The 12,834-nt window shown below is 59.9% G+C and carries 16 protein-coding genes and 1 tRNA gene; 8 read left to right on the top strand and 9 right to left on the bottom strand.

All coding sequences use genetic code 11. The features are described from left to right. The first annotated feature begins 72 nt into the window (after nucleotides 1-72). Nucleotides 73-756, top strand: a complete 684-nt coding sequence (locus E6B08_RS04670) for an energy-coupling factor ABC transporter permease (protein WP_136912946.1) — start codon at nucleotides 73-75, stop codon at nucleotides 754-756. Between the two features lie 197 nt (nucleotides 757-953). Here the strand turns inward: E6B08_RS04670 and yacG are convergent, their stop codons facing one another. Genes yacG through E6B08_RS04690 form a run of 4 tightly spaced genes read right to left on the bottom strand, consistent with a single transcriptional unit; the run spans nucleotide 954 to nucleotide 3,851 of the window. Continuing rightward, nucleotides 954-1,154: a DNA gyrase inhibitor YacG gene (gene yacG, locus E6B08_RS04675; protein WP_136912947.1), complete on the bottom strand. Its 201-nt coding sequence runs from the start codon at nucleotides 1,152-1,154 to the stop codon at nucleotides 954-956. Next, nucleotides 1,151-1,774: a dephospho-CoA kinase gene (gene coaE, locus E6B08_RS04680; protein ID WP_136912948.1), complete on the bottom strand. Its 624-nt coding sequence runs from the start codon at nucleotides 1,772-1,774 to the stop codon at nucleotides 1,151-1,153. The genes yacG and coaE overlap by 4 nt, the downstream gene beginning before the upstream one ends. After that, nucleotides 1,774-2,640, bottom strand: a complete 867-nt coding sequence (locus tag E6B08_RS04685; RefSeq protein ID WP_136912949.1) for a prepilin peptidase — start codon at nucleotides 2,638-2,640, stop codon at nucleotides 1,774-1,776. Before E6B08_RS04685 ends, coaE begins: the two co-directional genes overlap by 1 nt. A gap of 2 nt (nucleotides 2,641-2,642) precedes the next feature. Then, the gene (locus tag E6B08_RS04690; protein WP_136912950.1) at nucleotides 2,643-3,851 is read right to left on the bottom strand and encodes a type II secretion system F family protein; all 1,209 of its coding nucleotides are present in this window, start codon (nucleotides 3,849-3,851) and stop codon (nucleotides 2,643-2,645) included. A gap of 328 nt (nucleotides 3,852-4,179) precedes the next feature. On the opposite strand from E6B08_RS04690, the gene E6B08_RS04695 reads away from it, so the two are divergent. Both E6B08_RS04695 and E6B08_RS04700 read left to right on the top strand, forming a co-directional pair. After that, nucleotides 4,180-4,608, top strand: a complete 429-nt coding sequence (locus E6B08_RS04695; RefSeq protein ID WP_136912951.1) for a pilin — start codon at nucleotides 4,180-4,182, stop codon at nucleotides 4,606-4,608. A gap of 52 nt (nucleotides 4,609-4,660) precedes the next feature. Next, nucleotides 4,661-4,736, top strand: a tRNA-Thr gene (locus E6B08_RS04700). A gap of 429 nt (nucleotides 4,737-5,165) precedes the next feature. Here the strand turns inward: E6B08_RS04700 and E6B08_RS04705 are convergent. Then, nucleotides 5,166-5,555 carry a tautomerase family protein gene (locus E6B08_RS04705; RefSeq protein ID WP_136912952.1) on the bottom strand — a complete coding sequence of 130 codons (390 nt, stop codon included), beginning with the start codon at nucleotides 5,553-5,555 and terminating at the stop codon, nucleotides 5,166-5,168. Nucleotides 5,556-5,657: 102 nt separating this feature from the next. Here E6B08_RS04705 and E6B08_RS04710 point away from each other — a divergent pair, with 102 nt between their 5' ends. After that, nucleotides 5,658-6,500: a LysR family transcriptional regulator gene (locus E6B08_RS04710; protein ID WP_136912953.1), complete on the top strand. Its 843-nt coding sequence runs from the start codon at nucleotides 5,658-5,660 to the stop codon at nucleotides 6,498-6,500. 97 nt (nucleotides 6,501-6,597) lie between these two features. After that, nucleotides 6,598-7,053 (top strand): GFA family protein, encoded by a 456-nt coding sequence (locus tag E6B08_RS04715; protein WP_136912954.1) that lies wholly within the window; start codon nucleotides 6,598-6,600, stop codon nucleotides 7,051-7,053. Between the two features lie 168 nt (nucleotides 7,054-7,221). On the opposite strand, the gene E6B08_RS04720 is transcribed toward E6B08_RS04715, so the two are convergent. After that, the gene (locus E6B08_RS04720) at nucleotides 7,222-7,632 is read right to left on the bottom strand and encodes a GNAT family N-acetyltransferase (protein WP_238349341.1); all 411 of its coding nucleotides are present in this window, start codon (nucleotides 7,630-7,632) and stop codon (nucleotides 7,222-7,224) included. A 535-nt stretch (nucleotides 7,633-8,167) separates the two neighbouring features. Between E6B08_RS04720 and E6B08_RS04725 the strand changes: the two genes are divergently transcribed. Next, nucleotides 8,168-8,410 carry a hypothetical protein gene (locus tag E6B08_RS04725; RefSeq protein ID WP_136912955.1) on the top strand — a complete coding sequence of 81 codons (243 nt, stop codon included), beginning with the start codon at nucleotides 8,168-8,170 and terminating at the stop codon, nucleotides 8,408-8,410. A 324-nt stretch (nucleotides 8,411-8,734) separates the two neighbouring features. Continuing rightward, nucleotides 8,735-9,004, top strand: coding sequence for a DUF3077 domain-containing protein (locus E6B08_RS04730; RefSeq protein WP_136912956.1), 270 nt, complete (start codon nucleotides 8,735-8,737; stop codon nucleotides 9,002-9,004). Nucleotides 9,005-9,066: 62 nt separating this feature from the next. Here the strand turns inward: E6B08_RS04730 and E6B08_RS04735 are convergent, their stop codons facing one another. Beyond that, on the bottom strand, nucleotides 9,067-9,690 hold the full coding sequence (locus E6B08_RS04735) for a glutathione S-transferase family protein (protein WP_136912957.1): 624 nt from the start codon (nucleotides 9,688-9,690) through the stop codon (nucleotides 9,067-9,069). A gap of 383 nt (nucleotides 9,691-10,073) precedes the next feature. Between E6B08_RS04735 and E6B08_RS04745 the strand changes: the two genes are divergently transcribed. Then, nucleotides 10,074-11,729, top strand: a complete 1,656-nt coding sequence (locus E6B08_RS04745) for a GGDEF domain-containing protein (RefSeq protein ID WP_136912958.1) — start codon at nucleotides 10,074-10,076, stop codon at nucleotides 11,727-11,729. A gap of 26 nt (nucleotides 11,730-11,755) precedes the next feature. Here the strand turns inward: E6B08_RS04745 and E6B08_RS04750 are convergent, their stop codons facing one another. Together E6B08_RS04750 and E6B08_RS04755 are read right to left on the bottom strand one after the other, a co-directional pair. Then, nucleotides 11,756-12,229, bottom strand: coding sequence for an OsmC family protein (locus tag E6B08_RS04750; protein ID WP_136912959.1), 474 nt, complete (start codon nucleotides 12,227-12,229; stop codon nucleotides 11,756-11,758). A 56-nt stretch (nucleotides 12,230-12,285) separates the two neighbouring features. Further along, entirely contained in the window at nucleotides 12,286-12,831 is a 546-nt protein-coding gene (locus E6B08_RS04755) for an arsinothricin resistance N-acetyltransferase ArsN1 family B (protein ID WP_136912960.1), read from the bottom strand. Nucleotides 12,832-12,834: the final 3 nt, after the last annotated feature.

Raw genomic sequence — 12,834 nt, forward strand, 5'->3', positions numbered from 1 at the left:
AGAGCTTGTTTGGCCGTGGGAATCGGCGACAGGGTATAGACTCGAGAAAATGACAGCTCGAACGAGGTGGTGGTGATCAGCGCGCAGGTCTTGTCCGGCACCAGCCTGACCGTGGGTTGGCTGGTTTATCTACCGCTGTTGGGCTGGGCGGCGAGCCGTGTCCGTTGGGTGGAGTTGTTCACGGACAGACGGCGGCAGCATCTGCTGTTCGGCACGGTTTTCTGCCTGTTCGCCTTGTGGTTGGTGCGCCGCGATTTCGACACCGGCGTGTCGTATCACTTCATCGGCATGACGGCGGTGACCTTGCTGCTGGACTGGCCGCTGGCCGTGCTCGGTGGCTTCATGGCCCAGTTGGGCTTGCTGGTGCTGGGGCGTTATGACCTGGCGGCGCTGGGCGTGAATGGCCTGTTGCTGATCGGCCTGCCGGTGCTGGTGACCGAAGTGTGCGCGATCCTGGTCGAGCGGGCGCAGCCGCGCAACCTGTTCGTCTATATCTTCTGCGCGGGGTTTTTCCCGGCGGCGCTGACCGTGCTGGTGTGCCTGTTGGCCGCGCTGGGCCTGCTGTGGTGGGATGGCCTGTTCGCCATGCCGGAATGGCTCAGCGACTTCGTCGGTTACCTGTGGCTGATGATGTTCCCGGAGGCCTTCATCAACGGCATGGTGATCAGCGCTCTGGTGGTGTTTTGCCCCGAGTGGCTCGAAACCTTCAACCGCACCCGCTACCTGCAGGCCCCGTGGAAGGACGACGAACGCTGACTCCAGGCCCGCATCGGTACCCCCCACGTTGTGGGAGCGGCCTTGCCGGAGCGCCGGACCGGTCGGAAAGGGCTGCGCAGCAGCCCCAGGCTCGATGCAGCACTGCTGAAACCCAGGGGCCGCGTTGCGGCCCTTTCGCGACACAAGGCCGCTCCCACAAAAAGCCGCTCCTGCAAAAGCCCCCCATGCCTGCGCGATCAGTGCCGAGGCTCCAGATCCCCCGAATACAACTCATCTTCGGAATCTTCCGACCCCGGTATCTTGTGATCCTCCGCCGCCCAAGCCCCCAGGTCGATCAGCTTGCATCGATCCGAACAAAACGGCCGAAACGCGCTTTTCTCGTTCCATTCCACAGGTGCGCCGCAGGTAGGGCATTCGACGGTCAATGGCTGGCTCATGCCTGGCCTCCTCGTAAAGTCAGGTAAAAATCGTGCAGGCGATCGATCTGCCCATGCAGCGCAGCCAGGTCGTGGTCGTTCACCACCACATCGTCGGCATGCCGCAAGCGCTCTTCGCGGGCCAATTGCGCCTGCAATATGGCCTGCACCTGCTCGGGGCTGGTGTTGTCGCGCGCCAGGGTCCGCTGCACCTGCAGCGCCTGGGGCGCATCGATCACCAGCACCCGCTGGACCTTCTGGTACTGCCCCGACTCGATCAGCAACGGCGACACATACACCGCATACGGCGACTCCGCCTTGGCCAGGTAGCTGAAGATCTCCTGCCCGATCAACGGGTGCAGCAGGGCTTCCAGCCAACGCCGCTGCTCCGGGTCGGCAAAGATCTTCTGGCGCAGCGCCGAGCGATCCAGTTGCCCATCGTCCAGCAACACGCCAGCGCCAAAGCGCTCGACGATGCTCGCCAGCGCCGGCCGGCCAGGCTCGACCACCCAGCGCGCCGCCTGGTCGGCATCGACCAGGTGCACGCCAAGCTCGACGAAGCGCTCGGCAGCCGCGCTCTTGCCGCTGCCGATGCCGCCCGTGAGGCCGAGAATCCAGGGAGTGAAAGCTGCAGTGGTCATCAGAATCCAAGCAGTTGCAGGTAAGAGGCGTACATTTCATCACCCCAGAGCAGCGCAATCCACCCCGCGATGGCCAAATAGGGCCCAAACGGTATCGCCGTGCCCAGTGCCCGGCCACGCAAACGCAACAGGCACAGGCCAACCAGCGCCCCGACCAGCGACGACAGCACCAAGGTGACCGGCAGTATCTGCCAGCCACCCCAGGCGCCGATCATCGCCAGCAGCTTGAAGTCGCCATATCCCATGCCTTCCTTGCCCGTCACCAGCTTGAACGCCCAATACACCGTCCACAGGCTCAGATACCCGGCCACCGCTCCCCATACCGCATCGGCCAGCGGCACATAGGTGCCAAAGGCATTGGCGATCAGCCCCAGCCACAGCATCGGCAACACCAGCACATCCGGCAGTACCTGGTGCTCGGCGTCGATCAGGCTCAAGGCCAGCAGGCCCCAGGTCAATGGCAGGGCCAGCAACCCCGCGGCGCTGGCGCCGAAATGCCAGGCCACCACGCCTGACAGCAACGCGGTGGCCACTTCCACCAGCGGGTAGCGGGGGCTGATGCGCGTGTGGCAACTGGCGCACCGCCCCCGCAGGGCCACGTAGCTGAGCAGCGGGATGTTCTGCCAGGCCCGCACCGTCTGGCCACAATGCGGGCAGTGCGAAGCCGGCAAGCAGAGGTCGAAGCGCTCGTGCTCGGTGGCCGGCAGCCCGAGCACCTCCTGTGCGTCCCGCTGCCATTGCCGCTGCAGCATGATCGGCAGTCGATACACCACCACATTGAGGAAACTGCCCACCACCAGGCCGAGCACGCAGGCCAAGGTGATGAAATAGGCTGGCTGTTGCGCCAGCAAGGTCCACGCATTCATGATCAGATCAGGCTACCCAACTGGAAGATCGGCAAGTACATCGCCACTACCAGGCCGCCTACCAGCAGCCCGAGGATCAGCACGATGGACGGCTCCAGCAGGCGGGTCAACTGCTCCAGCGCCTGGCTGACCTGCTCGGCGTAATGCACAGCGGCCCGTTCCAGCATCTGGTCCAGCGTGCCGCTGGATTCGCCGATGCCCGTCAGTTGCACCAGCAGCGGCGGGAACAACGCCTCGCTGGCCATTGCCTGGCTCAGCCCCTGCCCATTGGCCATGGCCTGGCGGATGCGCAAAGTGGCCTGTTCATGCAACTCACTCCCACAGGCATTGGCCACTGTGCCCAGTGCGTCCAGCAAGGGCACCCCAGCGGCATAGGCCGTGGCCAGGCTACGACAAAACCGCGCCAATGCCGCTTGCCCGAGCAGTTGGCCAACCACCGGCAAACGCAACACCTGCTGAGATATCCACAAGCGTGCTGGCGCATGCCGCCGATGGAGCACATTTATCCCCACGCCCATCATCACCAGCAGCACCAACAAGAACAGGCCATATCGCGACAGCCCTGTGGATAAGTCGATGACCCATTGCGTATAGCCCGGCAATTCATTACCGAAGCCCGCGAACAGGTATTGGAACTGCGGGATCACCTCCAGCAGCAACAGCGTCGCCACCGCCAACCCCGTCAGCAACAGCAAGAGGGGATAGGCCATCGCCTTGCGTACCCGGCTGCGCAGTAGCTGGCGCTGCTCCAGCATGTCGGCCAGTTGTTCGAGTTGCCGATCGAGCGTGCCCGACTGTTCACCCACCCGCACCAGGTTGCAATACAGCCCATCGAACCAGCGCGGGTGGCGCTGCAACGCATCCGCCAGCCCCAGCCCAGCGCCCACATCCTGTTGCATGCGCGTCAGCAACTCGGCCTGAGCCTTGCTGCACCCACTGCGCCCCATCACCTCGAACGCCTGCAACAACGGCACCCCGGCCTTGAGCAAGGTCGCCAACTGCCGGCTGAAGCCCGCCGGGTCTGCCTTGCTTGCCGCCTGCGGCCAACGCCAGACCCACCGGCTGGCCGGTCGCACCCGGGCGATACGAATACCCTGCCGCTGCAGCCCGGCGCGCACGTACGCCGGGCTGCGCCCATGGGTTTCGCCGTTGATGGGCCGGCCATCGAGGTCGGTGCCGTGCCAGGCATACAGGTGTGTAGATCGTGCCATGCAAAGGTCCTTTTCTGCCCGTGCGCCGAGCCAGTTCCAGCCCGCACAGGTTCTGCGATCTTCAGATCACCCCAAATCCTTTGGGGGCGAGTCATCGAGGCGTCGAGCTGCCGCGAAGGGGCCAAAACAGCCACCGCAAATTCACGAAACAGCTTGCTCCGCCATTCATAGGGCATGTTTCCCTGGTGCTCACTAGAGTAGTTCAGGCGAGCCCGAATCCGTGGCTTGCAGGGGTGACAAAAGGTGTCTGTTCAGGCCTACTGCGCCGCTGCCGGCTTGGGGTAAGCACGACCTCAATGCGTACATGTTTGCAAAAGGAAGAGAGTGGATGAAAGGGCAACGCGGTATCACCCTGATCGAAATGATGATCGTCGTGGCGATCATCGGCATCCTCGCGACCATCGCCCTGCCGATGTACACCGACCACCAATCGCGCAGCAAGGCCGCGGCGGGGTTGCTGGAAATCTCGGCGCTGAAGACCCCGATGGACCTGCGCCTGAACGAAGGCAAGGACGTCGCCGACGTGGCTGCGCTGGGCGGCCAGGCGGGCACGGCGCATTGCGCGATCACCGCGCAGGGCAAGGCGGCCGAGGGCAGTGGCAGCATTACCTGCACCCTGGTGGATGCACCGGCCAATGTAGTGGGCAAGAGCGTGACCCTGACCCGCTCGGCCACGGGGTGGAGTTGCGCCACCACGGTCGAAGAGGACCTGGCGCCCAAAGGCTGCGCGGCAGCGGTGGGGGCGGGGAATAAGTAAGGCGAAACAGGGGTTTGCGTAACGACGGCGGCAGTGGTACGTTGCGCTACACGCCGGTGTAGCTCAGTCGGTAGAGCAGCGCACTCGTAACGCGAAGGTCGCAGGTTCGATTCCTGTCTCCGGCACCACACATCAAGGCTTGCAGCGATGCAGGCCTTTTTTGTGTCTCGAACACGGCGATGATCTCTGCAGCTCGCCGAACACATTGCCGGGCGCAGGTAGTCTGACCTTATCCAGACAAATCCTCGAGGTTGGTCTCGGAGGGCTGCAAACGCGCTTACGAGTCCGCCGTTTTCCAGTTATGAATCGACGGTTTTTGAGATAACCGATCTCCAGCATTCCGGTTACGTCCAATGTTCACGGGGGTAAAACCCAAAGTTTTCTAGATATTGATTTCGCCGCCTAGAGATAACTCCAGGATCCCGCCCGATCCATCGCCAAGCGAGCCTCTCAAAAATCCCCCTCCTCCTGTGGGAGCGGGCTTGCCCCGCGAACACGGGCGCAGCCCGTGCCACCCACCCCCACACAAGACCTAAGCATCCGTCCCTATTTCCTTATCAGCCCCAAAGTTTCGCAGCCTGCGGCACCCCGCCATAACCATAAGCCGTAGCTCGCACATCTATCAGGTGAACGTTCGAATGCGGATGCACATTCCCGATACGCTCCGAAAGCAATTCATACGACTCCCGCTGATACCGCCGTTTCTGCTCCACCGTCGTCGTCTCGTCGGTGATCGTAACCTCCAGGCGAAAGCTATTCCTCCCCAAGCTCTCAAGCGATTCACTGTCGATGAACCACAATCCAGAATCGACGAACCGAACGATCACCATCGTTTGTGAAGGCTGCTTGTCCAGCACGCGTGCAGTCAGTGCAGTCAGCTCACGGCTGAGTTGGGACGCCAAGGCAGTATCTGGCGCGCCGGATAAGGTCAGGGTGATACCAGGCATTTCGGTAATCCTCGTAGGTGGTGTGCCTGTAACTTAGCCTTTGAACATCATCCTAAAAAGCGGGAAAATCAGTGCTCATCTTCCTGCTTATCCGGAACCTCCATGTACCACTTCGACCTGGCCCACCTCCACGTCTACCTGGCGGTCTGTGACGCAGGCAGCATCTCTGCAGCCGCTCCATCCCTGTTTCGCTCGACCTCCGCCATCAGCGAACAGCTGCGAAAGCTGGAAGGTGCCGTTGGCGTCGAGTTGCTCATTCGCGGCAAGCAAGGCGTTCGTCCCACTCCTGCGGGTGAACGACTTTTGCGCCACGCCAGGCAAATCCTCACCCTGGGCGAGCGGGCGCTGTCCGATGTTCGAGGCGAACAGTTCGAAGGGGAGATACGCCTGGCGATCACCGATTACTTCCGCCCCGACGACATTGCCGGTCTGCTGAAAAAACTACGTGAATGGCATCCACGGCTTCGACTTCATGTAGTGATGAAAAAGAGCCTGGAAATTGATCAGGCCAGTGACTACCTGGACATTGGCTTGGCCATGCGTTTTAACGAGCGCGTGACCACATCCAACACCTTTGAGGTGAGGCAGGAACCACTGCAATGGGTCGCCGCTGCTGGCTGGGTTCCAGAGCCTGGGCAGCCGCTGCCACTGCTCGCGATCAGCGGGTGCGGATTGTCGGAGTACAGTTGCCAGGTGTTGGAACGGGCCCATGTCGATTACGAGATCGTTTACTCGACTTCAGGGGTGGCGGGGTTGCAGTCGGCATTGAGGGCAGGGCTTGGCATTGCGTGTCTTAATGCGAGTGCTGTACCGCAGGGGGTGGAGCCTTACAGGACTGGCTTGCCGGTGTTGGCGCAGGCCAGGTTCTTGCTGCTTCCTCCGCGCAAGGGGGAGTCTGCGCTAGTGGAAAATGTGCGGCGATTGTTGCAGGGTTATCTCGCATAGGGTTCGGGGCGAGACATCACAGTTTCAGGCTAATGGACATGAATGTTGGTCTTGCCCCGTGAGTATCCGGGTTGGCTTCTCAGGCTAGGGAAACGCTATGACTGATGAAAAACAAGATGATCGCCCTGTTTACCAAGCCGCCTGCCATTGTGGAACAGTGCGGTTTTCACTGCGCTTGACCGATGGTCTGCGTACCGCGCGCAGGTGCAACTGCTCGCTCTGCCGTATGCGGGGGGCCGTGGTGGTGTCGGCCAATCTGGGCGATATCACTGTCACCCAAGGGGAAGAGGCGCTGACCCTTTATCAGTTCCATACACGGGAAGCCAAGCACTACTTCTGCTCGAAGTGCGGCATCTACACCTTCCACCAACGGCGTTCTGCGCCGGACCAGTATGGGGTCAATGTTGCTTGTATTGAGGGGATGAGCCCGTTTGATTTTGCAGAGGTGGCTGTTAGTGAAGGGCGTGTTCATCCCAAGGATCGGGTAGGCGGGGGCGCGGAGGTTGCGGGATGGTTGCGGTACGAAGGTAATTCGGACTGTGGTCAAGGGTGAGGGCTGATTGAGGGACATTTGCTTTGACGCTTTTGGTGAAAGCCAATCCGTCCCTTTTTTCTTCCCCTGGTTTTCGATGGCCATTGGAATAATAACGCTTGCCCATTAATTTCTGTTACGAAGGTCTGAACTGGTCGAGTGCAGTTACTCGAGATTGATCTGGGGCATTCATGCGTCGTATTGCAGGGTTTTCTGCATAAATGCATTCTGCAGCGTTACACCCCGACAGACCGGAAACCTGCGCTGCACCACATGAAACCCGTGCGATACAAAGAACGCTTCAGCTGTTTTGCTGACATTTGAAGTAAGCTCGACAATATCAAGTGACTTAGCTTCTTCATGGATTCGCTTCATGAGTAAAGAGCCTATCCCTTGACGCGGATGAGTACCCGACACAAAAAAGTGGTCGATATATCCGTTCGGTTGAATATCAGCGTAACCCACTATTTCCCCGTCAATCTCAGCCACGAACGGGCGAAGATCTTGGAGGTGTTCCGCCCAGAGCTTCGGATCAAGATCGACAGGCGCCCAGGCATCGACCTGATCGTGAGTGTAATCGCGTGACGCGGTGTCATGAATGGCAGAGTAAAAGCACGGAACAGCGCAATCTCATCTCCGGTTCTGAATCGTCGAATCATCATGTGATCCTCGCAAGGCTTCCTCAAAAAGGGAGAGTTTGCCATACCACCCGCATAGCTGACGCGCTAACTGAAATCAAGCAAGCTTGAAAGGCCGTCCGTGCTGGGCATGTGGAATCGATGTAAGAATAAGAACAGGCCAGACGCAGCCTCGCGCGACTTGGAACTGCGACTAGCCTATTGAAAATCAGATTTCCCCACTTCCTTGTAGTCCATTTCCCAAAGATACTTCCCACACCTATTTTCCGTTGCGGTCCTACACACAAGCGTCCTAGTCTCGATTCGTCGCTGCAATCAGCGATCGGCTTTGACAGGCCGCGAGGTATATAGGTATGCAGCGCCGTTTATGGCAGCTGTGCGTGCGGGCACGCTTGCGTGCGCCGGTTCTTCCTATATCCGCCGGTCTGTCAACCCACGCACAGTTGCCACCCCTACGTTTGACAGCGACGCGGAGGCATCAAACCGGAGATATAGGAATGTTGAAACTGGTTCCCGATCCACCTCAAAGCCCCAGCCCCCTGGAGGTCGCCTTCAAGATCGCCGCAGACCACAGCCTCTGCGCGGAAGGTGCCGCTCACCAGGCCGTCCTGCTGCAGTTCCACGCACCAGCCAAGCTGCTGACCATAACGTCAAAGCACGAGCCAGAAACCTTACGAAAGCCGGTCAACCCAGCGTTGCCACACATCCGGATTCCGGCGAATCGTCAAACGTTGCACTGAGCCGAAGCCTGTTTTGTCTGGCAGGGCCTCTTCGCGGGCAAGCCCGCTCCTACAGGGTTTGGCGGCGGCTGTTGTCGTGCGGCGTTGAGCATGTGGGCACGGGGATCGCGTGACGACCAGCCCGGGCAATCCAATGGCTTCTACTCATCCGCATCGACACCAAGTTTCGCCTGGTCTGGCTCCAGTGCTGGCAAACCAGCGTTCCCCTTGGGCGGCGTAACTTGACAAACCGGGCGTCGCTCCTGCGGGGCGTTGGTTTGCCATGGCAACGAGCCGAGGCGCTGGGGTCAGCCCAGGCACCTAGATAGTCAGGGAGATACAACCATGTCCACGGACGATAACGACAGCAAAACCACTGTCGGCAAGACCAGGTTTTACCAGGGCGAAGGCCACACCCAACCACTGTTCTGCGTCGAATCCGGCATTCCCTGCCAGCACGCGCATGAACAGGCGTCGGAATTGATGGGCTATGTGCGTGACTTGACCCTCAATGGCCTGATGGAGGAGGACTCGTCATCGCTCTGGGCAGCACACTATCTGAGCGCGTTGGCCAAGGCACTGATGGATGATGCCGAGTTGGGGATGATGCGCTAGGCGCAGGGCAGTAGCTGCGCTGCGCTCCAAACCGGCCAGGCGGATTTCGCGCGGGGATGACTTCACGGCGTGCCGTTGCGACCATGAAGGCGGAAGCCGGCACGCTCGCTCAGGCGCTCGTAGTAGGCGCTCACCGCAGGAAAGTCCGTATGGCTCAGCGGCGTTTCGAACCAGCGGTTCACCGAAAGGCCGATCGGGATATCCGCCAGGGAAAACTCGCCGCCACTGACGTACGCGCCCGTGGTGTCGAGTTGTCTGTCCAGGATCGCCATGTGCCTGGTCCACTCTCGACACCCTTGTGCCAGGGCTTCTGGGTCCTGATGGGCAGCACTTCGCCTGACCAGCGACATGAAGGCGTAGCTCCATGACTTGTTGAAGTCGCTAGCCTGCCAATCCATCCACTGATCTACCCGGGCCCTGGCTTTTGCCTCTTTCGGATAAAGATGAACGGCGTCGGCCCGGTTCGCCAGGTAGCGGATGATCGTGTTGGACTCCCAGACCACGAACCCATCGTCCTCGATCACCGGCACCATCGCGTTGGGGTTCAGCGCCATGAATTCGGGGGTGGCGGTGTCCCTGAAGCCAGAACCCCAGTCGTGTCGCTCGAAGGGAATCTGCAACTCGGCACAGGTCCAGAGCACCTTGCGCACGTTGATCGAGGAAGCCTTGCCCAGTATTTGTAGCATTTCATGTCCTTATGATCGGGGAACGGATACTTCGTATGGATCCCGTTCTTGTCAGTAATATGTCCTGGAATTAGAGATTGTCTACGTGTTCAGGTGCCATTCAAGCATCCACTGCAAACACAGGGACCGATGCAGGCTGTGAGGTTGGCCGTGGTTCCTGTGAGCGGGCTTGTCCTGCGAAGAGGCCGGCCCATGAAACGGCGTTGTCTGGCACGGGCTACGCCCGTGTTCGCGGGCAAGCCCGCTCCTACAGGGGAGTTGATAAAGCCACTGAACACGCCTTTGTCACCCCCGACATGCGATTGCTGGCCCAGCATCAGTGATGCCACAATGCCGTCCACGCCTTGCGCACTAACAATAAGCGCGATTCAGGGACGATCAATATGCGCAGCCTCTGTTGCTCCTCTAGCACGCCATGCCCGCCGGAGAGACTTCTGCTGGTTCGGCTGCGTCGACTGCTGTGTTTCGGGCTGCTCTGGGTTCAGGCTGCGTGGGCGAGCCCGGCCAACCAACCCAATGGCGGCCTACAGGTCATTGATGTACAGCTACGTTGGACGCACCAGTTTCAATTTGCCGGCTACTACGCCGCCATCGCACAGGGCTATTACCGCGAAGAAGGGCTGGAAGTGCGCTTGCACGAGGGCGGCCCCAACATTACGCCGGTCGAGGAAGTGCTCTCCGGGCGGGCCCAATACGGCGAAGCCAATAGCGAACTGCTCTACGCACGCCTGAATGGAAAGCCGTTGGTTGCGCTGGCGGTAATATTCCAGCATTCCCCCTCCGTGCTGCTGGCGCGTACCGACAACGATGTTCGCACTGTGCACGACTTGATCGGCAAGCCGGTGATGTTGATGGATGCACAGACCGATGCCGATTTTCTCGCGATGTTCCGCAGCGAGGGTATACCTCCTGAGAAACTGAACCTGCTACCCAGCAGTTATAAAGTCGAGGATCTGGCCAACGGCAAAGTGACGGCGTTCAACTCGTACCTGACCAACGAGCCTTTCTACCTGCAACAGCGCGGCGTGGCGTACAACGTTATTTCGCCCGCCACCTACGGGATAGATTTCTACAGCGACATCCTGTTCACCAGCCAGTCCGAGATCGACGACAATCCGCAGCGGGTCGAGGCTTTGCGCCGCGCCACGTTACGGGGCTGGCGCTACGCGATGGATAACCCCGAACAGATCATCGACCTGCTGATCGATCAGTATGCGGTGCAGAAAAGCCGCGCCCACCTCGAATTTGAAGCTAAAGCGATGCGTCCTCTGGTGGTATCCGACTTGATCGAGATCGGCCATATGAATCCAGGGCGCTGGCAACGTATGGCTGAAACTTTCCTCGAATTGGGCATGGTCAGCGATATCAAGGGGCTGGAAAACTTCATTTATGATCCCAACCCGCCTCAGCTCGTCGAGCGGCTGCGCAAGACGATCATCCTGATCAGTATTGGCTGCGCGCTGGCGCTGATGTTCACGTTGGTGCTGCTGAACGTTCAGCGCCATCTGCGTAAAGAGATTAAATTACGCAAGCTCGCCGAAGAGGAAGTCCGCAAGCTGGCCTTCTATGACAGCCTGACGGGCTTACCCAATCGCAATAGTTTCATTCCCTTCGCCAGCCAGAAGCTGCTCGACGCCAAGCGGCATGGCGAGCAATTGGCGCTGTGCTACATCGATTTGAACAACTTCAAGCAGATCAATGACTGTTTCGGCCATCAGGCGGGCGATGCCATCCTGATCCATGCAGCTTCGGCGATCAAATCCCATATCCGCGAGTTTGAAATCGCCGCGCGTATGGGCGGTGACGAGTTTGTCTTGCTACTCGACGGTGCGCATTGCAGAAGCGATATCCAGCGCATTACCCAGGAGATCTGTGAGGCCGTTGCCTTGCCCATCCCTTGGAAAAACAGCCATATCAACGTCAGCGGGAGCCTAGGGTTGGCTTGGTACCCGGAAGATGGCGAACACCTCGACGAACTGATCTTCAAGGCCGACACTGCCATGTTCCAAAGCAAGGCCAGTATCACAGCGCAGGCATGAAGCTCCCTGCGCACCGCCCACGGTCTTCAGTCTTGATGCCGGATGGATGCCTGGCAACCGACCGGAAAATTCACTGAGTTTGCGATGAAACATTCGTGATGCGCCTGGTCATGTAGGCGCATGGCCAGATCGATATCCGAGTGTTTGCTGATGACGACCTGTGGCCGTAGTTGGGCCTCCCGGAAATGCCCTTTGCGCTCGCCATTCCCTTCGCTCATCCACGCAACGGGCTGGTCGACATACTCCAGCACGTTCACCTTGTTCACGGCGCAAATGTGCAGGTACCAAAGTTTGTGACAGGCAGAAAGCGAGGCGAGCAGCAGGTCTTCCGGGTTCCAGCGTTGGGCATCGCCGCGAAAGGCGGGGTCGGCGGAGCCGAGAATGGAAGCCTTGCCGGAGGCTTCGATGATGAAGTCGCGCTGGTAGGCCGTATAGCTGGCCGTCCCTTCACCGGTGTTTCCCTGCCAGCTTACGTCGACGGTGTAAGTATGTTCCTTCATATTCCCTCGCTTATCGATGAATGAAAAACGCAGCTGTCTCCTTTATACCCGAGCTATTACCCCTTTGACGTCAACTGCCCGAACGGCACGATGGAATGCGGCGGCATCGCCTGGCTCAGCCCGCGTCGCCAGTACCCCAGGTCATGCCAGCGCCCATGCTTGAACCCCACTTCCGGATACGTACCAATATGCGTGAACCCCAACGCCTCATGCAGCCCCACGCTGCCTTCGTTGGGTAGTGCGATGCCAGCATGCGCCGCATGAAACCCCTGGCGCTCCAAGATTGGCAACAACCGCTCATACAACGCCCGGCCAATGCCACTGCGATGGGCATGGCCCGCGATATACACCGTGACATCCACCGACCACTGATAAGCCTCCCGAGCACGGTGCTGGCTGGCATACGCATAGCCAACCACTTGGCCATCCCGCTCCGCCACCAGGTAGGGATACAGCGGCAACGTGGCTTCGATGCGCTTGGCCATCTCTGCAGCCGATGGCGGCTCCAGCTCGAAGGAGATTGCCGTATCCCGCACCACGGGGGCGTAGATGGCCTGGATTGCAGCGGCGTCCGCTGGCGCCGCGACTCGGATGTTGATCATGGG

The organism is Pseudomonas putida (assembly GCF_005080685.1).
Taxonomy (GTDB): Bacteria; Pseudomonadota; Gammaproteobacteria; order Pseudomonadales; family Pseudomonadaceae; genus Aquipseudomonas; species Aquipseudomonas putida_V.